This window comes from Aquibium microcysteis, assembly GCF_014495845.1.
Classification (GTDB): domain Bacteria; phylum Pseudomonadota; class Alphaproteobacteria; order Rhizobiales; family Rhizobiaceae; genus Aquibium; species Aquibium microcysteis.
In genome coordinates this window covers 4,938,606-4,961,043 of the sequence record NZ_CP061080.1, presented here as the reverse complement: position 1 = coordinate 4,961,043, position 22,438 = coordinate 4,938,606, and the positions used below count along the sequence as shown (strand labels likewise).

Below are 22,438 nucleotides of genomic sequence, written 5' to 3'. Positions count from 1 at the left end.
AGCCCAATAGAAGCGTCCAATCCGACCCGTTCGGAGCCCTTCCCGCTCGGAGGCGACATGGACAGCGCAACTCCCGCACCGCTCCTTGCGGTGCTGGACCGGAAAGAGACGATCACGCAGAAGGCGCGCGCCGTGCTCGCGTCGCTGCCCTGGCGGACCCAGACGGTCGACGACGGGCGCGAGATCATCCCCGAGGGCTCCCGGGCGAGCGAGTGCTGCCTGCTTCTGGAGGGCATGGCGGCGAACATGCGTTACCTCGCCAACGGCGACCGGCAGCTGACGACGCTGCATGTCCCCGGGGATTTCCTGGACCTGCACGGCCTGTTCCTCAAGGTGCTCGACCATGGCGTGCTGGCGCTGACCGATTGCCAGGTCGCCGCCGTGCGTCACGACGATCTTCGTCGCGCGGCTTTGGAGCACCCCGAGATCTCCGACCTGATCGGCACCCGGATCGCAAGGGGATCGGCGATCCAGTCGATGTGGATCGTCTGCATGGGCCGCAAGGACCCGGTGCGACGGATCGGGCATCTCGTCTGCGAGATCTGCCTGCGGCTCGGCGCGCCGCGCCTCGGCGATGGGTACCGCTTCGAGTTTCCGGTAACCCAGGCGGAGCTCGCCGATCTCGCCGGCCTCTCGGTCGTGCACACGAACCGCGCGCTGCAGGAACTGCGCTCCACCGGGTTCGTCGCCTGGCAGGGTGCCAACGTCATCATCCGAAACTGGTCGTCGCTCGCCAGTTTCGCGGGGTTCGACCAGACCTATCTCGGCCTCGGTCGCGGCACGGCCTGACGCAGGGCGCCCGGCTTCAGATGCGGTAGAAGCGCCGGATGCAGTCCCATGCCTCTCCGGCGGTATCGGCATAGTCGATGATGTGCTGGTCGCCGGGCGAGATCGTGCCCTGCTCGGCGAGGAAATCGACGTCGATGGCCCGCTCCCAGAAGGCGCGTCCGAACAGGATGACCGGGACGCGCTCCATGCGGCCGGTCTGGATCAGCGTCAGCGTCTCGAACAGCTCGTCCATGGTGCCGAAGCCGCCGGGAAAGATGGCCACGGCCTTGGCCCGCATGATGAAGTGCATCTTGCGGATGGCAAAATAATGGAAGTTGAAGCAGAGCTCGGGCGTGACGTAGAGGTTGGGCGCCTGCTCGTGCGGCAGGACAATGTTGAGGCCGATCGACGGCGCGCCGACATCGGCGGCACCGCGGTTGCCGGCTTCCATGACGCCGGGGCCGCCGCCGGTGACGATGACGAATTCGCGGTAGAGCGATGCGGCCGAATGCTCCGAGCACAGACGGGCGAAGGCGCGCGCCTCCTCGTAGTAGACGCTGTTTGCCTCGAGGTTCTTGCGCTGGGTCTCGTTCTTGGCCGCCCAGGCCTCCCCGCCGGGCTCGGGGATGCGGGCGCCACCGAACAGGATGACGGTCGAGCGGATGCCGCGTTCGGCCAGCATCATCTCCGGCTTCATCAGCTCGAGCTGCAGCCGCACCCCGCGCATCTCGCGCTGCGTGAGGAAGTCGGGATCGTCCCAGGCAAGCCTGTAGGCCGGCGACTGCGTCTGCGGGGTCTGCGGGACGCTGCGCGCCCGCTGCAGGTCCTCACCCGAGTGCGGCAGCGGCGTCCAGTCCTGCTTCGTCTTGTCGTCCATGTCGATCCCGTCCCTGCCCCATTGTCATTGCGCCGTCCCGGGCGCCATCGCGATTGACCCCCCATGAGGCATGACATAGGTTCCGCGCGACTTCCCGGGAGCCTATGGCCTCGCCCCTTAACAGCACGTGTAACGGAGCCACCGCATGCCCAAGCAGGATCTCGCCTCGCTCGAGCGGACAATCGAGAAGGCGTTCGAGGAACGCGACGGCATCAACACGGGGACTCGCGGCGAGGTCCGCGAGGCGGTCGAGGCGTCGCTGCAACTGCTCGATCGCGGCGAGGCGCGCGTGGCCGTGCGCGGAGAGACGGGGGAGTGGCGTGTCCACCAGTGGCTCAAGAAGGCCGTTCTCCTGTCCTTCCGCCTCAATCCGATGGAAATCGTCAGGGGCGGTCCCGGCGAGGCGGTCTGGTGGGACAAGGTGGCCTCCAAGTTCGACGGCTGGAGCGCCAACGAGTTCGAGAAGGCCGGGTTCCGCGCCGTGCCGAACTGCGTGGTGCGCCGCTCCGCCCATATCGGCAAGGGCGTGATCCTGATGCCGTCCTTCGTCAATCTCGGCGCCTATGTCGACGACGGGACGATGGTCGACACCTGGGCGACCGTCGGGTCCTGCGCCCAGATCGGCAAGAACGTGCACCTGTCGGGCGGCGTGGGCATCGGCGGCGTGCTGGAGCCGATGCAGGCCGGCCCGACCATCATCGAGGACAACTGCTTCATCGGCGCCCGCTCGGAGGTGGTCGAAGGCTGCATCGTGCGCGAGGGCGCGGTGCTGGGCATGGGCGTCTTCATCGGCAAGTCGACCAAGATCGTCGACCGGGAGACCGGCGAGATCATGTACGGCGAGGTTCCGCCCTATTCGGTGGTGGTGGCCGGCACGATGCCGGGCAAGCCCTTGCCGAACGGCCAGCCGGGGCCGAGCCTCTACTGCGCCGTCATCGTCAAGCGGGTCGACGAAAAGACCCGTTCCAAGACGTCGATCAACGAGCTGCTGCGCGACTGAGCCGCGGCCTCACTGCACCAGAAAGGGCGGGCAGAGATTGCCGGACCTCGGGACGATCAGCTGGTTCTTCTTCGGGTACTCCGGGCGGGTGGGGCGTCAGTCCTACGCGCTCGGCGGCATCCTGCTGTACATGGCGCGGCTTTTCCCCGTCTACAGGATCTTCGTGGCGCCCGACGAGGCGGCCCAGACCTACTGGAGCGGCGTCCTGCTCGTCGTCATCTGCGCCACGCTGGTGGCGCACGTCGCGCTGTCGGCCAAGCGCCTGCACGACATGGGCCGGTCAGGCTGGTTCGCCGTCTTCTTCGTGATCGGCGATATCCTGATGTTCCTGTTCCTCTGCATCCCACCCGGCACGCCGGGACCGAACCGGTATGGGTCGCAGACGGATTCGCCACGTTAGGGCTGCGCCTCCGCGTCAGAGAGACTGGCCAAGGACGCCGACCGGCGGCGCCGTCCGGAGCCTGTCCGCGACGCGTTCCATCCCGCGCACCAGCAAAGCGTTGGAGTGGGCGATGCCGTTCGGACCGGTGCTCAGGCTGCGCCTCCGGGGATCATAATACACGTGTGTGAAGCCGTGGCTGCCGAAGAGCCCTGCGACCGCATCGGTGAACAGCCGACGGCACGTCGGCCGCGGTCAGGCTGCGAGGGCGCAGGGGATGATGTCGACGCGGTCGCGGCCGGCATTCTTCGCGGCGTAGAGGCGCTGGTCTGCCATGCGGTAGAGGTCGGCGAAGGTCGCGCGGCGATCGAAGGTCGCGCCGCCGACGCTGATGGACAACGGGTGCGGCCGTCCATGCGGCGCGAAGACGGCGGCGCGAACCGCTGCGCGGATGCGTTCGGCGACCAGTCCGGCGCGGACCGGATCGAGATCGGGAAGGAACACGCCGAACTCCTCGCCGCCGAGACGGCCGACGAGGTCGATCTCGCGCACCGATGCCTTGATCGTGTCGGCGACCAGCCGAAGGGCCCGGTCGCCCAGATCATGGCCGAAGCCGTCGTTCACAGCCTTGAAGTGATCGATGTCGAGCACGAGCAGGGCGCCGCCGGTGTTTTCCTGCTGCTGCCCGACCCGCTCCAGGTACCCCTCCACCAGAGCGGTGAAGGCGCGGCGGTTGAGGCATGCGGTCAAGGCGTCAGTGGAGGCGACATTCAGCAGTTCGGCGTGAGCGATCGACAGTTCCCGCAGCTTGCTCAGCAGGAAGAACAGCAGCGGCGGCGCGAGCATCAACGGGATGACGACGTTGTTGAGCGGTTCGTCGCCCCAGCGCCAGGTTCCCGTCTCGAAGGAATAGCTGTCGATGGCGAAGGCTGCGAGGACGCAGAAAAGCGTGCCCACGGCCGTCAGCAGATAGACGCGTGGCTTGCCGCGTGAGGAAAGATCCAGGCGTTGGCACGGCATCGACACGGGCCTCCGATTCCGGTGAGCATGAGCCATCCGGGTTAAGGGTCTCTGAAGGGTCGGCGCCACGTTCTTCGGAATCGCGGCGGCTCGATGCCATCGTGACAGGTGCCGCGGTTTGCACTAACCGTCGTGCCATGAGCATGCCAACCGATCCCGTCGCCAATCTCGCCGCCCTCATCCGCTGCCCGTCGGTGACGCCCGCCGAAGGCGGGGCACTGACGGCGCTGGAGGCGATGGTGCGGCCGCTGGGGTTTTCGGTCGAGCGGCCGGTTTTCTCCGAGCCCGGCACGCCCGACGTCGAGAACCTGTATGCCCGGCTTTCGGGCAACGGGCCGCATCTGATGTTCGCCGGCCATACGGACGTGGTGCCGGTGGGGGACGAGGCAGCCTGGACCCACAAGCCTTTCGGCGCAGAGATCGCCGGCGGCTTCCTCTACGGGCGCGGCGCAGTGGACATGAAGGGCGGCATCGCCTGCTTCGTGGCGGCGGTCGCGCGGCACATTCAGAAGTCCGGTCCGCCGGCCGGCTCCGTCTCTCTGCTGATCACGGGCGACGAGGAAGGACCCGCCATCAACGGCACGACGCGGCTGCTCGACTGGGCGGCTGCCAAGGGCGAGACCTGGGACGCGGCGCTGGTGGGCGAGCCGACCAATCCGGACGCGCTGGGCGACATGATCAAGATCGGCCGCCGCGGCTCGATCTCGGGCACGATCACGGTGCATGGTCGGCAGGGCCACGTCGCCTATCCGCATCTCGCCGACAATCCGGTGCGCGGGGCCGTCATGGCGGCCGAGGCCCTGATGCATCCGGCCTTCGACGACGGCAGCGCCGACTTCCAGCCCACGAACCTCGAAGTGACGTCGATCGACGTCGGCAACCCCGCGAGCAACGTGATCCCGGCGCGCGCGACGCTGACCTTCAACGTGCGCTTCAACGACCTCTGGACGGTCGAGACGATCCAGGCCGAGATCCACAACCGGCTCGACCGGGCGGTAGCACGGCGGCGGCTGCGGCCCGGTCGCGATGCGCCCGCCGCCTACGACATCGACTGGGGCGTGCGGCCGAGCCACGTGTTCCTCACCCGCGACGACCGGCTGATCGGGACGCTGGGTTCGTCGATCGAAGCCGTCACCGGCCGCCGGCCAGGCCTGTCGACCTCGGGCGGCACGTCCGACGCCCGGTTCATCAAGGATTTCTGCCCCGTGGTGGAGTTCGGCCTCGTCGGCCAGACCATGCACATGGTGGACGAGCGCGTCGCGCTTGCCGATCTGGAGACGCTGACGGCCATCTACGAGCGGTTTCTTGCGGACTGGTTTGCGGGGAGCTGAGCCGTGCCGTCCGCCGAGCAGATCCACGTGCAGCTCACCGGTGCCTGGCGCATGATGCTCGGTCGCGCCGACGGCCTGCGCATGCTCGACCTGTCGGCCGACGGTTTCTGGACCTCGTTCTTCGCCATCGTGGTGGCGCTGCCGGCGCTGTTCGCCGGCTGGGTGTCGATCGCCAACGGGATGGCTGCTCTCGATCCGGACGGTCCGGGGCGGCTGTCGCTCATCCTCCGGCTCGCCGTCATCGACCTCTCGTCGTGGATCCTGCCGCTCGTGGCGCTGGCATTGGCCGCCAGACGCGCGGGCATCGGCGACCGGTACGTCCCCTACGTCGTGGCATCCAACTGGGCCACCGCGATCGTGGTGTGGATCATGCTGCCGCCGAGCATCCTGCGCCTCGCCATGCCGGACGCCGCCGACCTGTCGGCGCTCGTCTCGCTCGGGCTCTTCTTCCTGACGCTGGTCTTCTCCTGGCGCCTGACCAACATCGCCATCGGCAAGGGCGCCGCGGTCGCGACCGGGGTCTTCGCCGCGATGGTGGGAATGTCGCTGTTCGTGCTGTTCGGGATGCAGGATCTGCTGGGGCTGGCGGGGTAGGCGGTCGGCAGTCGGCAGTCGGCAGTCGGCAGTCGGCAGTCGGCAGTCGGCAGTCGGCAGTCGGCAGTCGGCAGTCGGCAGTCGGCAGTCGGAAAAAGGGATCGATGCGACGCGCCGTGTCAAGTCGGTTAGGAACTATCCGTCTGCCCTACTCCCTACTCCCTACTCCCTACTGCCTACTGCCTACTGCCGACTGCCTACTGCCGACTGCCGACTGCCCATTGCCAACTCACCATCGCCCGCGACTTCCGCGTACTCCACCCCCACCAGATACAATCCGTCCGGTGGCGCGACGGGGCCGCAGGCGCGGCGGTCGCGGGCGTCGAGTGCGGCGCGCATGTCGGCGGGTGTCCAGGCGCCTTCGCCGACCCGCTTCAGCGAGCCGACCATGGAGCGCACCTGATTGTGCAGGAAGGACCGTGCGGAGGCGCGGATCTCGATCGCATCGCCGGCCTGCTCGACGTCGAAGCGGGCCAGCGTGCGCAGCGGACTGTTCGCCTGGCACTGGACCGAGCGGAAGGTGGTGAAGTCGTGCCGGCCGAGCAGAAGTTGCGCGGCGGCATGCATCGCCGGTGCGTCGAGCCGCTTCGCCACCCACCAGGCATGACCCCGCTCCAGCGCCAGCGGCGCGCGCCGGTTGACGATCCGGTAGAGATAGTGCCGCGCGGTGGCGGAGAAACGGGCGTCGAAAGCGTCGGCGACCTCTGTCGCACGGATGATCGCCACGCGTTCGCCGGCCAGCTGCAGATGGGCATTGACGGCATCGCGTACCGTGTCGCCAGGCCAGGCCTTCGCCAGGTCGACATGCGCGACCTGGCCGGTCGCATGGACGCCGGCGTCGGTGCGGCCAGCCCCGCGCAGGGTCAGATCCTCGCCGCAGAAGGCGCGGATGGCCTGCTCGATCGCCGCCTGCACGGAATGCTGGCCGGCCTGGCGCTGCCAGCCGGCATATCCCGCGCCGTCGTACTCGATGTCGAGCCGGTAGCGCGGCATCAGAGGCTCGCGAAGGCGCGGGGACAGACGAGCCGGCCGGTCCGCGGCGCGTCGCCGAAGGCGAACGCCTGCAGTGCCTCGCCCTGCCTGTCGCGTTCGAAACCCGCCGCGCGTTCGTCGACGGCGCGGGTCGCGGCGCGGTGTTCCTGTCCGGCCGGCCGGATGACGGAAGCGCTCATGTCAGGTGGTCTCCCGGAACGAGCTTTGCGCCACGGAGGAACTCGCCCGCCGCGAGCGGCCGGCCCCCGGCACGCTGGACCTCGACGAGGCGTACCGCGCCAGCGCCGCAGGCGACCGTCAGGCGGTCGTCGAGGATGGCACCGGGTGAGCCGGTCCCTTCCGCGAGCACGGAGCGGAGCAGCTTCAGCCGCTCGGCCTTGCCGCCGATCCTCACCTCGCACCAGGCGCCCGGAAAGGGAGAGAGGCCGCGGATGTGGCGGTCGACGCGCGCCGCGGGAAGGCCCCAGTCCACGCGCGTCTCCGACTTGTCGATCTTGCGGGCATAGGTGACGCCATCGGCGGGCTGCGGTGAGAGCACGAGCGCTCCGGCTTCGAGGGCGGCCAGAGCCTCGACCATCAGGCCGGCGCCCTCCTCCATCAACAGGTCGTGCAGGTCGCCGGCTGTCATGTCCGCACCGATCGGTACCATGCGGGACAGTGCAACCGGGCCCGTGTCGAGGCCCTCCTCCATCTTCATGATCATCATCGCGGTTGCCTCGTCGCCTGCCATGATGGCGCGCTGGATGGGAGCCGCGCCCCGCCAGCGCGGCAGCGCGGAAGCGTGGCCGTTGAAGCAGCCGAGGCGCGGCGCCTCCAGGATGGGGCGCGGAAGAAGGAGGCCGTAGGCAACGACCACGGCGACGTCCGCCCGCAGGGCGCTGAACGCCTCCTGCTCGGGCTCTCCCTTCAGGCTCTTCGGGGTGCGGACCTCCAGTCCGAGCCGTTCGGCCTCGACGTGGACGGGCGACTTCGTCAGTTCCAGTCCGCGGCGGCCGGCGGCGCGCGGCGGCTGCGTATAGACGGCCACGACCTCGTGCCCGGCCTGGACGATGGTCCGCAGCGTGGCGACGGAGAAGTCGGGCGTGCCCATGAAGACGATGCGAAGCGGCATGACGGCGGTCCGGAGCTGTGGCGAGCGGCTCGAAGGCCGAGCGCCTGTCGGACGCTCATGCCCCGCTTCAAACGGGTTTACGACGGCGAGGTCAAGTCACCTGGCATTGCGAAAGCGACCGCTGCCATGCCGACACGACGGGCCAAGGACGCTTTCCCGCATGCGCGAGCTATTTCCGCAGCCTCCGCTCCATGGCCGAGGCAACGTCCTCGTGGCCCGACGCCCTGATGCCCGCGACGGCGCCGGAATAATCGCGCTCCTCGCGGTTCTGGCTGAGCTTCGACTTGGCGAGCACCCGCGTCACCTCGATTCGGAACGCGACGATGCTGCCGAGCATCTGCGTCATGTAGTCCGCCGGCGCGTCGGCCATCCGCCAGGCGCCTGCCCCGTTCAGCCGCCGCTCATGGGTCCGCGTCAGAAGCCCGACCACCGCGCGCTTGGCCTGCTCGTCGTGCCGGAAGGCGATGGTGCCGTAGACGTGGACGACCTGATAGTTCCAGGTGGGGACGTGGCGGTGATGTTCCGGCTTCGACGGATAGAAGTTCGGCGAAACGTAGGCGTCGGCAGCGCGGAAGATCGCCAGCACCTCCTGCCCGTCGGCGACCAGCCGGTGCATGTCGTTGGCGAGCGCCACGTGCCCGATCAGCGTGCCGTCGGGAGCGGACAGCATCGGGATGTGATTGGCGACAAGCCCCTCCGTCGTCTGCGCGACGACGCAGGCCAGCGGTGCCGTCTCGATGACGGCCCGGATCTCGTGGGGATCGATCTCCTGGAAATGCGGGGGGATGTACATGTCGGGTTCCGGATAGGCTCTGGGTGCGGCTTTACCCGCCCGCTTCGAAGGGATTTACCAGCGCGAGGTCGATTCCTTCGAAATCCCGCACGTTGCGGGTGGCGAGCGTCGCGTCGTGGACGCGACAGATGGCGGCGATCATGGCGGATCGCGCTATCACCCCACCAGGGGGCCCGCCTTGTCCCTCGCCAGCTTCTTGAACTTGCGCACCACCATGTCGCGCTTCAGGCGCGAGATGTGGTCGATAAAGAGAATGCCGTTCAGGTGGTCGATCTCGTGCTGCAGGCAGGTCGCCATCAGGCCGTCCGCTTCCATCTCCCGCTCGGCGCCTTGCCGGTCGAGATAGCGCAGGCGGATCGTGGCCGGCCGCTCGACCTCGGCATAGTAGTCGGGGATCGACAGGCACCCTTCTTCGTGGACGTTGCGGGCATCCGAAGAGGACAGGATCTGCGGATTGATCACGACGTGCGGGTCGCGCTCCTCGCCTTCCTTGGACAGGTCGACCACGAGCATGCGCAGCGGCACGCCGACCTGGATCGCAGCCAGACCGATGCCGGGCGCGTCATACATCGTCTCCAGCATGTCGTCGGCCAGACGGGCGACGTCGCCGTCCACCCGTTCGACGGGACGGGAGACCTCGCGCAGGATCGGGTCGGGCAGGATGACGAGAGGCTTGATCGGCATGGCCTTCAGGTAATCGCTGGTCGCGAGAGCGTCAACCGCGCGTGCGGTTTCCGTTCATGTTTTGATCTTATGGTCGACCCACGAATCGCATAGGGCTCGACGATGACGGATTTTCCCACCTTTCTCTCGGCCCCGCTCGGCCAGATCGGCGCCACGACCGTGACGCCTGGACACGCGCTGGCCGGTACCGCAGCGCTGGTGGTGCTGATGTTCGCGTGGCTGGCGCTCGGGTTGCGGCGGATGGCGCGCTTGCGGGCGCAAGCGGCCGAAGACGCCGCGCAGGCGGCGCGGGAGGCGCAGGCAAGACTGGCGGAACTGACGCGGGTGCAGTCGGAAATGCAGGGGCGCATGGCGACCATCGCGGAGGTGTTCGGCTCGCGGCAGAACGAGCTGAACAGGGCGATCTCGGAGCGGCTCGACACGATGACCGGGCGGCTCGGCCAGACCATGACCGAGCAGACGAGATCGACGCATGAGAGTCTGGCGAAGCTGCAGGAGCGGCTCGCCGTCATCGACACCGCGCAAGGCAATATCCAGACGCTGGCCGGCCAGGTGGTGCAGCTGCAGCATATCCTGTCGAACAAGCAGACACGGGGGGCCTTCGGACAGTCGCGGATGGAGGCGATCGTCGCCGACGGGCTGCCGCACGGCGGTTACGAGTTCCAGGCGACGCTGTCGAACGGCAACCGGCCCGACTGCCTGGTGCGGATGCCGAACGGCGCGCCGGCGCTGGTGATCGACGCCAAGTTTCCGCTGGAGGCCTGGAACGCGATCCGCGCCGCGGCAGAAGGCGACGGGGTCGAGGGGCAGAAGGCGGCAGCCCAGGCCTTTCGCCGCGACATCGAGGTCCACATCAAGGCGATCGCCGAGAAGTACCTGATCAGCGGCGAGACGCAGGAGACGGCCTTCATGTTCGTGCCGTCGGAATCGATCTTCGCCGATATTCACGAGAAGTACGAGGCACTGGTGCAGCGCGCCCATCGTGCCCGGATCGTCATCGTTTCGCCCTCGCTGCTGATGCTGTCGATCCAGGTGATCCAGGCGGTGCTGAAGGACGCACGGATGCGCGAGCAGGCGCACCTGATCCAGGGCGAGGTGATCCGCCTGATGGAGGACGTGGGCCGCCTCGACGAGCGGGTGCGCAAGCTGCAGGGCCATTTCGCGATGACCCAGCGCGACGTCGAGCAGATCCTGACGTCGACGGAGAAGGTGACGAAGCGCAGCCAGAAGATCGAGGCGCTGGAATTCGGTGGCGACCATCCGGCCGATGCGGCGACCGCCCCGGCCGAGGTGGCGTCGCGGACCGGTTCGCTGCGGCTTCGGGTGGTCGACGGAGACGACTGACGCCGAGGATCAGGCGACCTTCGCCGTTCCGTCGCCGTGATGAAGCGCCTCGGCCGGGCGCAGCACGATGCGGTTGCGCCCGGCGCGTTTTGCTTCGTACAGGGCGACATCCGCCCTGGCGGTCGCGGAAGACAGATTGTCGCCGGCCGCGACCACATGCCCGCCGATGGAGGTGGTGACCCGGATCTCGGCCCCGTCGGAAAGCACGATGCCGGAACCGCGCAGCGCGTCCAGCAGACGCCTGCCCGTCTCCATGACGGCATCGGCGCCGCCGCGGACGAGAACCACGAACTCGTCGCCGCCCCAGCGCGCGCACAAGGTGCGGTCCTCCACGACGGTCGCTATCCGCCGCGCCACTTCCACGATGACCTCGTCGCCCGCCTGATGGCCACGTGAATCGTTGATCGACTTGAACAGGTCGACGTCCAGCAGAAGCAGACCGATCGATTCGCCCTTTGCTCGCACTGCGGCATGCTCGACGCCGAACGTGGCGGCGAAACCGCGGCGGTTGGCGATTCCCGTCATCGAGTCCAGAAAGGCGAGGCGCTCCAGTTCCTCGGTGCGCTCGCGGACGGTGCCCTCGAGCCTCTCGGTGTTCTCGCGCACCGCCCGCGCCATCCGGTCGAGCGCGATGGTCAGGCGGTCGATCTCGTCGGCGTCACGCGCCGCGACGGGGCGTGCGAACTCCCCACTCCGGAAGCGCTGCAGCGAACCCTCGGTCTCTTCGAGCCGATCGAGCACGCTGCGCTTGAAGAGCAGCATGATCAGCACGGCCGCCGCCACGATGGCGAGCGCAAGCAGTACTCCGAGCGGGGCGAACAGCCCCCGGCCGACGATCGCATCGACGTCCATCACGGTGACGTTGAACCAGCCCAGGCGGTCGAGATGCCCCACGCCGACCAGCATGGTGCGGCCGCCGATGTCGAGGAAGGCGGTGACGGCCTCGCTGCGGCCGGTCCGAAGATCGGCCATCATGGTCGCGAGGCGGGAGCGGTGCTCGGCCCGGTCGAGAAGCTGGAACACCGTCTTTCGCTCGGCGACCTCCTTGGTGAGACTGGCGAAGTCGATCTGGCCACGATCCCGTACGGCCTGGATCGCTCCCGAGCCGTCGACGAAGAGCGTCTCGACGCCCTCCTGGCCCGTGTTCACGACGTCAGCGACGAAGGACGACAGGTCGAGGCCGGTACCGATGACGGCGACCGGACCGTCGGGCGACTGCACGACGCAGTTGATCCAGACTTTCGTGACGGCCAGCGCGCGGTCGTTGTTGACGTTGAGACGACATCCCGGCCCGAGCGCGAGGGTTTTGTAGAACCAGGCGTCGGCTTCGTTCTCGCGCGACAGCGCGTAGCGCGGACGGCCATTCTGCGCGCCCGATCTGCCGTCGCCGTAGTAGTAGTTTCCCGAGACTGCGTGGACGAGGAAGTAGCTCCCATCGGCGAAGGCTGAACGAAAATGCTCGAGTGCGGTGAGACCGCGTGCCTTCTTTCCCGCGTGTTCCTCGTCGGCTGCCCATTCGAGGATGGTGGGTGAACGTGCCAGCGTCTCGGCCAGTGCCACTTCCCGGGTGAGGGGCTCGAGGCCGCGGTAGCGGTCGTAGAGAACCTGTCGCTCGGCGAAGAGCGTCGACAGCCGTTCCGACGACGTGTCGACGATCCAGAGGAATGCTCCGAAGGCCGGAAGCGCCACCCCCACGAAGACAGCGAGCGTGGAGGCCAGCACTCGCAGGCGCAGGTTGCGCGCGAAGGCGGCGGTCCATCGGCCGGAAAGACGTCGTAGAAGGGACATGTCCAGCGTTCTGCACCCTGCAATGGTAAGATTGGCCGACCCGGTCAGGTTGCAAGGCTACCGGCCACGGGTGTACGTCGCGTTAAGCCGGCGAGCGTGGATGCACTGTTCACAGCCCGGCTCTCGCATGCGCCCGGCGCACCGCCTATCTTGCCGATACGAGAACAGGAGACGAAGATGGAACTCGGCCTCTACACCTTCGGCGACGTCGGAACCGACCCGGTATCCGGGGCGAGGATCGATCCGGCCCAGCGCATCCGCAATCTCATCGAGGAGATCGAGCTCGCCGACCAGCTCGGCCTGGACGTCTTCGCGCTCGGCGAGCATCACCGCCCGGACTACGTCGTGTCTTCGCCCGCGACCATTCTGGCCGCTGCCGCCGCCCGGACCAGGAACATCCGCCTGTCGAGCGCCGTGACGGTTCTCTCGTCGGAAGATCCGGTCCGCGTGTTCCAGCAATATGCGACGCTCGACCTGATCTCGCAGGGGCGGGCCGAAATGATGGCCGGGCGCGGCTCCTTCATCGAGTCCTTCCCGCTGTTCGGTTACGACCTGAAGGACTACGACACGCTCTTCGCCGAGAAGCTGGAGATGCTGATCGCCCTGCGCAAGGACGAGCGCATCTCCTGGCCGGGCGGCAAGCACACGGCCAGGATCGACGACCGCGGCGTCTATCCGCGTCCGATCCAGGACCCGCTGCCGCTGTGGATCGCCATCGGCGGCACGCCGCAATCGGCTGCGCGTGCCGGCATGTACGGCCTGCCGCTGGCGCTGGCCATCATCGGAGGCGAACCGGCGCGCTTCGCGCCGTTCTTCGAGATCTACCGCAAGGCGGCGCGACAGTTCGGGCACGACCCCGACACGCTCGCGACCAGCATCAACGTGCACGGCTTCGTGGGCGAGACGACCCAGGAAGCGGCCGATACCTTCTTCCCGCCGGTGACCGAAGTGATGAACCGCATCGGCCGCGAGCGCGGCTGGGGGCCGAGCGGACGGCGCGAGTTCGACGCTTCGCGCAGCCCGCGCGGAGCGCTGTTCGTCGGCAGCCCGGCGGAGGTGACCGACAAGATCCTCGCAAACCACGCGATTTTCGGCAACACGCGCTTCCTGATCCAGATGGCGATCGGCGTGATGCCGCACGCCACGCTGATGAAGGCGATCGAGCTGTTCGGCACCAGGGTCGCGCCGGAGGTGCGCAAGGCTGTGGCGCAGCGCAAGGCTGCGGCCGCGTAGTCGCACCAAGGGTCTTCGCGCCGGTGTTTTCGCCACGGTTTCTGCGCTAGACAGGCGCCATGTCGAAGCGAATCGTCGGCCCCGAGATCGAACGCCTCATCCAGCTGCTCGCCAAGGTGCCGGGGCTCGGCCCCCGGTCGGCGCGGCGGGCGGCGCTGCACCTGATCAAGAAGAAGGAGCAGTTGCTCGGCCCGCTGACCGCTGCGATGGGCGAGGCGCTGGACACGGTGCGCGTCTGCTCGACCTGCGGCAACGTCGACACGTCCGACCCCTGCACGATCTGCACCGACCCTCGCCGCGACGGGGGCACGATCATCGTGGTCGAGGACGTGGCCGACCTGTGGGCCCTGGAGCGGGCCGGCGCGATGAACGCGCGCTACCACGTGCTCGGCGGCACGCTTTCGCCGCTCGACGGCGTTGGGCCGGACGATCTGAACATCCGCAGCCTGGTGGACCGCGTGGCGAAGGGCGGGGTCGGCGAACTCATCCTGGCCGTCAACGCCACCGTGGAAGGCCAGACCACGGCGCACTACATCACCGACCAGCTCGACGGGCTCGGCGTGAAGATCACCCGGCTCGCCCATGGGGTGCCGGTGGGCGGGGAGCTCGACTATCTCGACGAAGGCACGCTGTCGGCGGCACTGAAGGCCAGGACGGCGTTTTGAGGGGAGTTGCAGGCCCGATGAGCCGAGTTGCCTCGCTTGCCCTGCCGATGCGCCGGCTGGCATGGAGCCTCGCCACCTGCGCAATGCTCCTGGCGCTCGTCCCCCTGCCCGCAACAGCACAGTCGATCGACCGGCAGTTCCGCTCCTGGCTGGAGGCGGACCTCTGGCCGTCGGCGAAGGCGGGCGGCGTTTCACGGGCGACCTTCGATGCCGCCTTCGACGGCATCACGCCCAACCTGAAGTTGCCCGATCTCGTGCTGCCCGGACAGAAACCGCAGACGCCGAAGACGCAGCATCAGGCGGAATTCGGGTCGCCGGGCGCCTATTTCGCCGAGAACACGGTGCGCGGCGTCACCGCGGGCGGGCGCAGCCGGGCGGGCACGCATGCCCGGACGCTGGCGGCGCTGGAGAAGGCGACGGGTGTGCCGCCCGGCATCGTACTGGCGATCTGGGGGCGCGAATCGGGTTTCGGCCGAGCCAGGATTCCCTACGATGCCTTCGAGGTGCTCGGCACCAAAGCTTTCCTGGCCAGCCGAAAGGAAATGTTCCGGGAGGAGGTGCTGGCGGCCCTGGTGATGGCGGAGCGCGGCAGGATTCCGCCGCGCTCGATGAAATCCTCCTGGGCGGGCGCGCTGGGCCAGCCGCAGTTCATGCCGACGAGCTATCTGAAAAACGCGGCGGACGGCGACGGCGACGGGCGCGCCGACATCTGGAATTCGGAGCCCGACACGCTGGCCTCGATCGCAAATTATCTGAAGGCGCATGGTTGGGTGCGGGGCCGCGACTGGGGCTTCGAGGTGACGGTGCCGGAAGCCGTCTCCTGCGCTCTGGAGGGCCCGGACCGCGGCAAGCCGATCGCCGACTGGGCGCGGATGGGCGTGGCGCGCATCGGCGGCAAGCCGTTCCCGGCGCACGAGATGAAGGGCGAAGGCTATCTGATGATGCCCGCCGGCCGAAACGGTCCGGCCTTCCTGGTCACGCCGAACTTCTACGTGCTGAAGGACTACAACGAGAGCGACCTCTACGCGCTGTTCGTCGGCCATGCCGCGGATCGGATCCAGTACGGCGACCGGACGTTTACGGGCGCGTGGGGCAGTGTCGGCGGCCTCTATCGGTCCGACGTCGCCGCCATGCAGCGCGGGCTGGAAAAGCTCGGCTACGACGTCGGCGGCGCGGACGGCCTGCCGGGGTTCCGGACGCGCCGCTCGATCGGTGACTGGCAGGCGCGGAACGGTCTGGCGCCGACCTGCTTTCCGGATGCGGCGCTGGTGAAGCGGCTGCGCTGACGCGTGGAGAGTTGCGGGGACAGTCTACTTCATTCGCAACTCATCCGCTTGCAGTGAGCGGGTCATGCAATCGGAATCAAGGAGACTGTCACCGCAATTCGGCCGGAGCGCCGAGGCCCAGTTCCAGGAACCGCGCGTCGAATCGACCGGGCTCCGGCACCTCGATGCCGAAATCGGCCGACAGCGTGGCGCGGAGTTCGGCGGGGGTGGCGAAGTGGACCTGCCGCGACGGCCCGCCGGTCTCGTGGACCGTCATCCGGTCGTTCCTGAGTGCCAGCCGACCGGTCGGCAGGGCGCGTGCGGCCATGATCGTGGTGACGAACTGTGACGCGGGCCAGGTGGAGACGAAATGGCTCGACACCACGTAGTCGACGTCGACATGTTCGGTCATGTCGAAACGGAAGACGGTGCGCCATTCGCCGCCGATCTGCACCTGCAGGCGATAGTGATCCGCGGTCTCGATCACCCTGCACGGCTCGTGCGGCGTCTCCTGCACGGCGCCCGGCGCCAGCAGCAGCGGCGCGGTCTGGGTGACGCCGCCGAAGCCGACATCGGCCAGCCAGGTCGCACCGTCGATCTCGACGCGCAGCAGCATGTGGCTGCGGGGATTGAGCGTGTCCTCCGGCTGGTTCCACAAAACGCGTGCGGCGAGGCCCGACACCTCGAAGCCGAGCGCGGCCAGCACCTTCCAGAACAGCGTGTTCTGCTCGAAGCAGTAGCCGCCCCGCCGTGCATGGACGAGCTTGTCCTCCAGCGAAGGGAGGTCGAGACGCACGGGCCGACCGAGGAAGGAATCGAGGTTCTCGAAGGCGATCGCCAGGGGGTGAAGGGCGTGGAGGCGCTGCAGGACGGAGAGGCTGGGCTCTCGCGGGCCGCGGTAGCCTATACGCAGGAAGTAGGCGTCGAGATCGGGGCCGCTCTGCGTCTGGTCCATGGTGGAGTTCCTCCCGTCCGCGACGCACTAGTCGGATTCAGCGGCCGGCGGAAGGCCTGAATGCGTTCAGTGATCGGGCTCGCGCACGTCCTGAGCGCCGAGAAAGTTGCCGATCGCACCCAGACCGTCGAAGTGGTCGCAGAAGACCTTGGCGATGACGAGGATGGGCACGGCGAGCAGGGCGCCCGCGAAGCCCCAGAGCCACGACCAGAACGCGATGGCGATGAAGATCGCGACCGCGTTGAGCTCCAGCCGGCGGCCGAGGATCAGCGGCGTGACGAATTGGCCTTCCAGCACCGTGAAGCCGGCATAGAGCAGCGGTGCGAGGGCGGCGGAGGCGAGCGTGTCGAAGGTGACGATCGAGATGACGCCGACGAGGATGATGCCGATGAGGCTGCCGACATAGGGCAGGAAGTTCAGGAGCGCGGCTGCGACCCCCCACAGCAACGCATCGGGCAGTCCGAGAAGCCAGCAGGAGAGGCCAACCGCGACGCCGAGCCCGGAATTGATCAGCGCCACGGTCAGCAGATAGCGCGAAATCTCGCGTTCCACGTCGTAGACGATCCGCAGCGCACGCTTCTTGTCGCTCATCAGATCGAAGGTCTGGACCATCTTTTCGTAGAACATGCTGCCCGAGGCGAGCAGGAACAGCGACAGGACGAGCATGATGGCGATGGTGGTTCCGACGGAGAGAAGGTTTCCGGCGGCACGCGAGACGATGCCCGGCTGCGCGATGACCACCTTCTGCACGTCCGGCTCGCTGGCGGTCTCGGTGACGCTCTCGATCTGGTCACCGGCCTGAAGGATGCGGGACATCGGGCCCTTCACCTCCGACAACCGCTCCTGCAACTCGCGCCCGATCTTGGGCGCGTCCTCGACCAGGGCAACGATCGGCCCGCTGAGGACGAAGCCGATGGCCGCGACGCCACAGAACGACAGGAAGACGAGAAGCGTCGCCGAGAGGGGCGCCGGGATACCGCGCCAGGCGAGCGTCCGCACGATCGGCGACAGGGTGAGCGCCAGCAGGAAGGCGAGCACCACGGGAAGGAAGAAGTCCTTGGCGAAATACAGGGCATAGACGAAGAGGATGATGAAGATGCCCATCAGCACGCCGAAAAGGCTGCGCTGCGGCTTGGCCGCGGCAGCCGCTGCCGGCGCGGTGGTTTCGTCCTGCGATGTGGCCATGGTCACCCCGTCCGCGCGCGAATCGGCGGAAGCCCATCAACGGGCGAGCCGCACGATGGTTCCGGCTCTGGAGGCTTTTCGGATGCGGAAGAAACTTTGGTCGCCGCGATGCGTTGCGGGCATCAGACGAGGCTCGGGTCCACGGCCCGAAGGAGGCCGATGATGAAGGTCCTGTCGCTCAGGAACACGGTCGTGCTTTTTTCCCTGCTGATCGTCTCGTCCTGCACGGTCGTGGTCGCCGAACCGCCATCCGTCAGCCCGGGACCGCCGCAGGTCTGTCCGCGCATCTACGAGCCGGTCTGCGGTCGCAGCGGTCCGGACCGCCAGACCTTCGGCAATGCCTGCGAGGCCAGGGCCGCGGGCTATCGCGTCCTCCATCCGGGTCAGTGTCGGCGCGGTGGTCCCGTACCCCGCCCCGAGCCCCGCTTCTGCACGCAGCAGTACGAGCCGGTCTGTGCGCGGCGCGGCGGCAGCGTCCGGACCTTCGGAAACGCCTGCGAGGCCAGGAACGCGGGCCATCGCATCCTCTACGACGCGCCCTGCCGCTGACCGGGGCGCCGAAGACGATCCTCCTGCGGCCGGACGTGCCGCGCTGCGAGCATCCGCGCCGCCCGGCGGCGGGGCAGCCATTGGGTCACGCGGCCCGGGAAAGCTCCCGGTGCGCGTCGGCCAGGATTTCGTAGGACCGTAGCCGGGCGGAGTGGTCGAAGATGTGGCCGGTGACCATCAGTTCGTCGGCGCCGGTGCGGCGGGCGAATTCGGCGACGCCGCGCCGCACCGTCGCGGGAGACCCGACGACGGCGCAGGAGAGAGTCTGGTCCAGCATGGCCCGTGCCATCGGCTCAAGGCTCTCGTAGTAGCCCGGCTGCGGCGGCGGGAGCTTGCCGGGGCGCCCGGTGCGGATGTTGACGAAGGACTGCTGCTGCGAAGTGAACAGGAGCCGCGCCTCTTCGTCGGTCTCGGCCGCGATGACGCTGAGCCCCAGCATCACGTAAGGCCGGTCCAGCTGTTCCGACGGCTCGAAGCGCTCGCGGTAGATCGCCACTGCATGTTCCAGATCGGCCGGGGCGAAATGCGAGGCGAAGGCATAGGGCAGGCCGAGCATCGCCGCGAGCTGGGCGCCGTAGAGGCTGGAGCCGAGGATCCAGACCGGTACGTCCAGACCGGCGCCCGGCACGGCCTGCACGCGCTGGCCTTCCTCGACCGGCTTGAAGTAGGACATCAGCTCGACGACGTCGCGCGGGAACTGGTCGACGTCGCCGGACAGATTGCGGCGCAGCGCACGCGCGGTCAGCATGTCGGTCCCCGGCGCGCGACCGAGGCCGAGATCGATGCGGCCGGGGTGCAGGGCGGCCAGGGTGCCGAAGGCTTCGGCCACCATGAGCGGCGAATGGTTGGGCAGCATGATGCCGCCGGCGCCGACGCGAATGCTCGAGGTGCCGGCGGCGACATGGCCGATGACCACCGCGGTTGCGGCGCTGGCGATGCCCGGCATGTTGTGATGCTCGGCCAGCCAGTAGCGGCGGTATCCCCATCGCTCCGCATGGCGGGCGAGATCGAGCGTATTGCGCAGCGAGGCACCGGCATCGGTGCCTTCCGGGACGGGCGAAAGATCGAGAACGGAAATCGGTGTCATGGCGACAATGTAGGCGCAGCCGGCCGATTTCCAATCCCGAAACGCATGGTCCAGGCGCAGCGGGACCGGGAGGAACCCGCCGCTGATCGTCCGGAGCGGCTCAGAACGGCATCTTGAAGCCGGGCGGGATCGGCAGGCCGGCGGTCAGTTCCTGCGTCTTCTTCTGCATGACCGCTTCGACCTTTCCCTTGGCATCGGCGTGAGCGGCGAGGATCAGATCCTCGAGAATCTCGACGTCGTCCTCCTTGAAGAGCGAAGGATCGATCTTCAGGCTCTTCATCTCGCCCTTTCCCGACAGCACGACGGTGACGAGGCCGCCGCCCGACTGGCCGGAGGCTTCGATCTGCGCGATCTCCTCCTGCATGGTCTGGAACTTCGCCTGCATCTCCTTGGCCTTGCCCATCAGGCCCATGAGGTCCTTCATGATGTCTTCCTTCCGTTGATCTCAAAGTTCGTCGTCGTCATCGTCGGCGACCGGATCGATCGGCAGCGACGTCTCGTCGCCCTCCGCCACGTCCTGTGCCGCCGCATCGGGGATGCGCACGTCGATGATCCTGGCGCCGGGAAAGCGGGCGAGAATGGCCGCGACGGCCGGGTCGGCACGGGCGTCCATGAGCGCGCTCTCGCGGCGGCCGGCCTCGACTTCGGCAAGGGTCTGACTGCCCTCCTCGCGCGAGACCGAAACGAACCAGTTGCGGCCCGTCCAGGCCTTCAGCCGGGTCGTCATGTCGTTGAGGAGCACCTTGGGCGCGTCGGGCGTCAGGCTGACCTCGATGCGGCCCGGCTCGATGGCGACCAGGCGCACGCAGCTCTTGAGCTTGACCTTGAAGGCGATGTCCCGGTTGGCGTCGGCGAGCGCCGCGATATCCTCGAGCGAGCGCAGCGGCACCGAAGGCGCCTCCTCGACCGGGACGGGTGACGGCAGCACGGCTGCCTGGGCCTGGGGCACAGGTTCGACCAGCCGCATCGCCGGGCCGCCGGCGCCTGCGGGCATCCGCGCCTGCGCGACCGCCGCTACACCACCGCCGTTCCCCACGGGTGCGGAGGGGCGATCGGCTGCAGGGCTCGCTGCGGACCGGGGCGCTCCGCCGGGTTGGAGGGCCGGAACCCCACCGCTCTCGATTGCCTTCAGGGCCTCGTCCAGGGTGGGCAGAGCGGCGGCGTGGGCGATGCGGATCAGCACCATCTCGGCGGCGCTCACCGGGCGATTGGAGCCCTGCACCTCGGCTATGCCCTTGAGCAGCATCTGCCAGGTCCGCGACAGCACGCGAACGGAGAGCTGGCCTGCGAAATCGGCGCCGCGCAGCCGCTCGTCCTCGGTGAGCGAGCCGTCGCGCACGGCTTCCGGAACGAAACGCAGACGCGTGACGAGATGATTGAACTCGGCGAGATCCGTCAGGACCACCGCCGGATCGGCGCCGCTGTCGTACTGGGCGCGGAACTCGGTCAGCGCCGCAGCGACGTCGCCGCGCATCAGGTGCTCGAAGAGATCGACGACGCGGGCACGATCCGCCAGGCCCAGCATGGCGCGCACAGCCTCGGCGGTGACGCTACCCGCACCATGGGCGATCGCCTGATCGAAGATGGAGAGAGCGTCGCGGGCAGAGCCCTCGGCGGCACGGGCCACCATGGCCAGCGCCTCGTCCTCGACGACGATGCCCTCCTTGCCGGCGATACCGCGAAGATGCCCGACCAGCAGGCCGGCGTCGATGCGGCGGAGGTCGAATCGCTGGCAGCGCGACAGCACCGTGATCGGCACCTTGCGGATTTCGGTGGTCGCGAAGATGAACTTGACGTGCGGCGGCGGCTCTTCGAGCGTCTTCAGCAGGCCGTTGAAGGCCTGCGTCGAGAGCATGTGCACCTCGTCGATGATGTAGACCTTGTAGCGCGCCGAGACCGGCGCGTACCGCACCTGCTCGATGATCTCGCGTATGTCGTCGATGCCGGTGTGGCTGGCGGCATCCATTTCGATCACGTCGACATGGCGCCCCTCCATGATCGCCTTGCAGTGCTCGCCCGGGAGGGCAAGGTCGATAGTGGGGCGATCGATATCGGCGGTCTTGTAGTTGAGCGCCCGCGCGAGGATGCGGGCCGTCGTTGTCTTGCCGACGCCGCGCACCCCGGTCAGCATCCAGGCCTGGGCGATGCGGTCGGCTGCAAATGCGTTGGTGAGCGTACGGACCATCGGCTCCTGGCCGATCAGGTCGGAAAAATCGCTCGGCCGATACTTGCGGGCGAGGACGCGATACGCCCTGTTCCCGGTCGCGTCGGTGCCGCCGGCCTCGCTCATTGGACGGTTCGCCTCCGTATCGCGGCTCGGACTGTCGTGTTTCGCCGCCGAGACGCCGCAGCGTCGATGCCCGATCCGGACCACGTCCGGCTCCGCATCCGGACCGGCGCGAGCGGATGGAAAAGGTGGGAGGCTGGCACGGCGACCCGTGCCGGAGCTCGTTAGGGCTGCTTCCTTCCGGACCTGACCCGGTTGGCGAGTGGCTCGTCCACCACCAACCTCCCGTCCCTCATATCGGCAATCGCGCCGGCAAATGCAAGGGAGTAATCGGCGAGCCGCCAGGATGCAGGCGGGTGCGCCGGCACAGCGGCGGAACCATCCCCGACATGGTGGATTTCCTCCCTGACGAAAGGAGGCCAGCGATGCCGGGAACGCGCTACATGAACGCCGTGATGGGCGTCACGATCGGTCTGGCCGTCGGTGCCGTGCTCGGCGTTTCGGTGCTCGAAAACATCATTCTCGGGATCGTGCTGGGTGTCTTCATCGGCGCGGGGATCGGCAGCAGCCTGCCCGCGAACCGCTGAGTC

General features: G+C 68.1%; 24 protein-coding genes, 1 other RNA gene and 1 pseudogene. 11 read left to right on the top strand and 15 right to left on the bottom strand.

All coding sequences use genetic code 11. The features are described from left to right. Window positions 1-57: 57 nt before the first annotated feature. Entirely contained in the window at window positions 58-789 is a 732-nt protein-coding gene (locus IAI54_RS23420) for a Crp/Fnr family transcriptional regulator (RefSeq protein ID WP_187969464.1), read from the top strand. A gap of 16 nt (window positions 790-805) precedes the next feature. Here IAI54_RS23420 and IAI54_RS23415 read toward each other — a convergent pair whose 3' ends face one another. Continuing rightward, a complete protein-coding gene (locus IAI54_RS23415; protein ID WP_187969463.1) occupies window positions 806-1,645 on the bottom strand; it encodes an LOG family protein in 840 nt (279 codons plus the stop codon). Between the two features lie 145 nt (window positions 1,646-1,790). Between IAI54_RS23415 and dapD the strand changes: the two genes are divergently transcribed. After that, on the top strand, window positions 1,791-2,645 hold the full coding sequence (gene dapD / locus IAI54_RS23410) for a 2,3,4,5-tetrahydropyridine-2,6-dicarboxylate N-succinyltransferase (RefSeq protein ID WP_187969462.1): 855 nt from the start codon (window positions 1,791-1,793) through the stop codon (window positions 2,643-2,645). 37 nt (window positions 2,646-2,682) lie between these two features. Then, window positions 2,683-3,045, top strand: a complete 363-nt coding sequence (locus IAI54_RS23405; protein WP_187969461.1) for a DUF805 domain-containing protein — start codon at window positions 2,683-2,685, stop codon at window positions 3,043-3,045. Between the two features lie 234 nt (window positions 3,046-3,279). On the opposite strand, the gene IAI54_RS23400 is transcribed toward IAI54_RS23405, so the two are convergent. Continuing rightward, window positions 3,280-4,044 (bottom strand): GGDEF domain-containing protein, encoded by a 765-nt coding sequence (locus tag IAI54_RS23400; RefSeq protein ID WP_187969460.1) that lies wholly within the window; start codon window positions 4,042-4,044, stop codon window positions 3,280-3,282. A 137-nt stretch (window positions 4,045-4,181) separates the two neighbouring features. Here IAI54_RS23400 and dapE point away from each other — a divergent pair, with 137 nt between their 5' ends. Together dapE and IAI54_RS23390 are read left to right on the top strand one after the other, a co-directional pair. Continuing rightward, on the top strand, window positions 4,182-5,375 hold the full coding sequence (dapE, locus tag IAI54_RS23395; protein WP_187969459.1) for a succinyl-diaminopimelate desuccinylase: 1,194 nt from the start codon (window positions 4,182-4,184) through the stop codon (window positions 5,373-5,375). A 3-nt stretch (window positions 5,376-5,378) separates the two neighbouring features. After that, window positions 5,379-5,969, top strand: coding sequence for a transporter (locus tag IAI54_RS23390; RefSeq protein ID WP_187969458.1), 591 nt, complete (start codon window positions 5,379-5,381; stop codon window positions 5,967-5,969). Window positions 5,970-6,152: 183 nt separating this feature from the next. Here the strand turns inward: IAI54_RS23390 and truA are convergent, their stop codons facing one another. From truA to def, 6 genes and pseudogenes are all read right to left on the bottom strand, one after another. Next, the gene (gene truA, locus IAI54_RS23385) at window positions 6,153-6,962 is read right to left on the bottom strand and encodes a tRNA pseudouridine(38-40) synthase TruA (RefSeq protein ID WP_187969457.1); all 810 of its coding nucleotides are present in this window, start codon (window positions 6,960-6,962) and stop codon (window positions 6,153-6,155) included. After that, window positions 6,962-7,141: a hypothetical protein gene (locus tag IAI54_RS23380; RefSeq protein ID WP_187969456.1), complete on the bottom strand. Its 180-nt coding sequence runs from the start codon at window positions 7,139-7,141 to the stop codon at window positions 6,962-6,964. The genes truA and IAI54_RS23380 overlap by 1 nt, the downstream gene beginning before the upstream one ends. After that, window positions 7,138-8,073, bottom strand: coding sequence for a methionyl-tRNA formyltransferase (fmt, locus tag IAI54_RS23375; protein WP_187969455.1), 936 nt, complete (start codon window positions 8,071-8,073; stop codon window positions 7,138-7,140). The genes IAI54_RS23380 and fmt overlap by 4 nt, the downstream gene beginning before the upstream one ends. 169 nt (window positions 8,074-8,242) lie before the next feature. Then, window positions 8,243-8,866, bottom strand: a complete 624-nt coding sequence (locus tag IAI54_RS23370) for an FMN-binding negative transcriptional regulator (RefSeq protein ID WP_187969454.1) — start codon at window positions 8,864-8,866, stop codon at window positions 8,243-8,245. Window positions 8,867-8,897: 31 nt separating this feature from the next. Then, window positions 8,898-9,017, bottom strand: a pseudogene (locus IAI54_RS23365) (type II toxin-antitoxin system VapC family toxin); the annotation flags it as partial. A gap of 5 nt (window positions 9,018-9,022) precedes the next feature. Further along, complete coding sequence (gene def, locus IAI54_RS23360; RefSeq protein WP_187969453.1) at window positions 9,023-9,550, bottom strand: peptide deformylase; 528 nt, start codon at window positions 9,548-9,550, stop codon at window positions 9,023-9,025. Window positions 9,551-9,652: 102 nt separating this feature from the next. On the opposite strand from def, the gene IAI54_RS23355 reads away from it, so the two are divergent. Further along, window positions 9,653-10,894: a DNA recombination protein RmuC gene (locus IAI54_RS23355; protein ID WP_187969452.1), complete on the top strand. Its 1,242-nt coding sequence runs from the start codon at window positions 9,653-9,655 to the stop codon at window positions 10,892-10,894. Window positions 10,895-10,903: 9 nt separating this feature from the next. On the opposite strand, the gene IAI54_RS23350 is transcribed toward IAI54_RS23355, so the two are convergent. Beyond that, window positions 10,904-12,682, bottom strand: a complete 1,779-nt coding sequence (locus IAI54_RS23350) for a diguanylate cyclase domain-containing protein (protein ID WP_187969451.1) — start codon at window positions 12,680-12,682, stop codon at window positions 10,904-10,906. A gap of 177 nt (window positions 12,683-12,859) precedes the next feature. Between IAI54_RS23350 and IAI54_RS23345 the strand changes: the two genes are divergently transcribed. The 3 genes from IAI54_RS23345 (at window position 12,860) to IAI54_RS23335 (ending at window position 15,866) form a co-directional block, all read left to right on the top strand. After that, window positions 12,860-13,915 (top strand): LLM class flavin-dependent oxidoreductase, encoded by a 1,056-nt coding sequence (locus tag IAI54_RS23345; RefSeq protein WP_187969450.1) that lies wholly within the window; start codon window positions 12,860-12,862, stop codon window positions 13,913-13,915. 59 nt (window positions 13,916-13,974) lie between these two features. Then, the gene (gene recR / locus IAI54_RS23340; protein WP_187969449.1) at window positions 13,975-14,580 is read left to right on the top strand and encodes a recombination mediator RecR; all 606 of its coding nucleotides are present in this window, start codon (window positions 13,975-13,977) and stop codon (window positions 14,578-14,580) included. Between the two features lie 83 nt (window positions 14,581-14,663). Beyond that, a complete protein-coding gene (locus IAI54_RS23335) occupies window positions 14,664-15,866 on the top strand; it encodes a lytic murein transglycosylase (RefSeq protein WP_187973324.1) in 1,203 nt (400 codons plus the stop codon). An 88-nt stretch (window positions 15,867-15,954) separates the two neighbouring features. Here IAI54_RS23335 and IAI54_RS23330 read toward each other — a convergent pair whose 3' ends face one another. Next, the gene (locus tag IAI54_RS23330; RefSeq protein WP_187969448.1) at window positions 15,955-16,800 is read right to left on the bottom strand and encodes an arylamine N-acetyltransferase family protein; all 846 of its coding nucleotides are present in this window, start codon (window positions 16,798-16,800) and stop codon (window positions 15,955-15,957) included. A gap of 66 nt (window positions 16,801-16,866) precedes the next feature. Beyond that, the gene (locus IAI54_RS23325) at window positions 16,867-17,985 is read right to left on the bottom strand and encodes an AI-2E family transporter (RefSeq protein ID WP_187969447.1); all 1,119 of its coding nucleotides are present in this window, start codon (window positions 17,983-17,985) and stop codon (window positions 16,867-16,869) included. A 159-nt stretch (window positions 17,986-18,144) separates the two neighbouring features. Here IAI54_RS23325 and IAI54_RS23320 point away from each other — a divergent pair, with 159 nt between their 5' ends. After that, the gene (locus tag IAI54_RS23320) at window positions 18,145-18,534 is read left to right on the top strand and encodes a Kazal-type serine protease inhibitor family protein (protein ID WP_187969446.1); all 390 of its coding nucleotides are present in this window, start codon (window positions 18,145-18,147) and stop codon (window positions 18,532-18,534) included. Between the two features lie 85 nt (window positions 18,535-18,619). On the opposite strand, the gene IAI54_RS23315 is transcribed toward IAI54_RS23320, so the two are convergent. The 4 genes from IAI54_RS23315 to ffs form a co-directional block, all read right to left on the bottom strand. Continuing rightward, window positions 18,620-19,621 (bottom strand): LLM class flavin-dependent oxidoreductase, encoded by a 1,002-nt coding sequence (locus IAI54_RS23315; protein WP_187969445.1) that lies wholly within the window; start codon window positions 19,619-19,621, stop codon window positions 18,620-18,622. A gap of 100 nt (window positions 19,622-19,721) precedes the next feature. Further along, window positions 19,722-20,045, bottom strand: a complete 324-nt coding sequence (locus IAI54_RS23310) for a YbaB/EbfC family nucleoid-associated protein (RefSeq protein WP_187969444.1) — start codon at window positions 20,043-20,045, stop codon at window positions 19,722-19,724. 21 nt (window positions 20,046-20,066) lie between these two features. Further along, complete coding sequence (locus tag IAI54_RS23305; protein WP_187969443.1) at window positions 20,067-21,911, bottom strand: DNA polymerase III subunit gamma/tau; 1,845 nt, start codon at window positions 21,909-21,911, stop codon at window positions 20,067-20,069. 125 nt (window positions 21,912-22,036) lie between these two features. Continuing rightward, window positions 22,037-22,134: signal recognition particle sRNA small type (gene ffs, locus IAI54_RS23300), an RNA gene on the bottom strand. A gap of 157 nt (window positions 22,135-22,291) precedes the next feature. Between ffs and IAI54_RS23295 the strand changes: the two genes are divergently transcribed. Further along, window positions 22,292-22,435, top strand: a complete 144-nt coding sequence (locus IAI54_RS23295; protein WP_187969442.1) for a hypothetical protein — start codon at window positions 22,292-22,294, stop codon at window positions 22,433-22,435. Window positions 22,436-22,438: the final 3 nt, after the last annotated feature.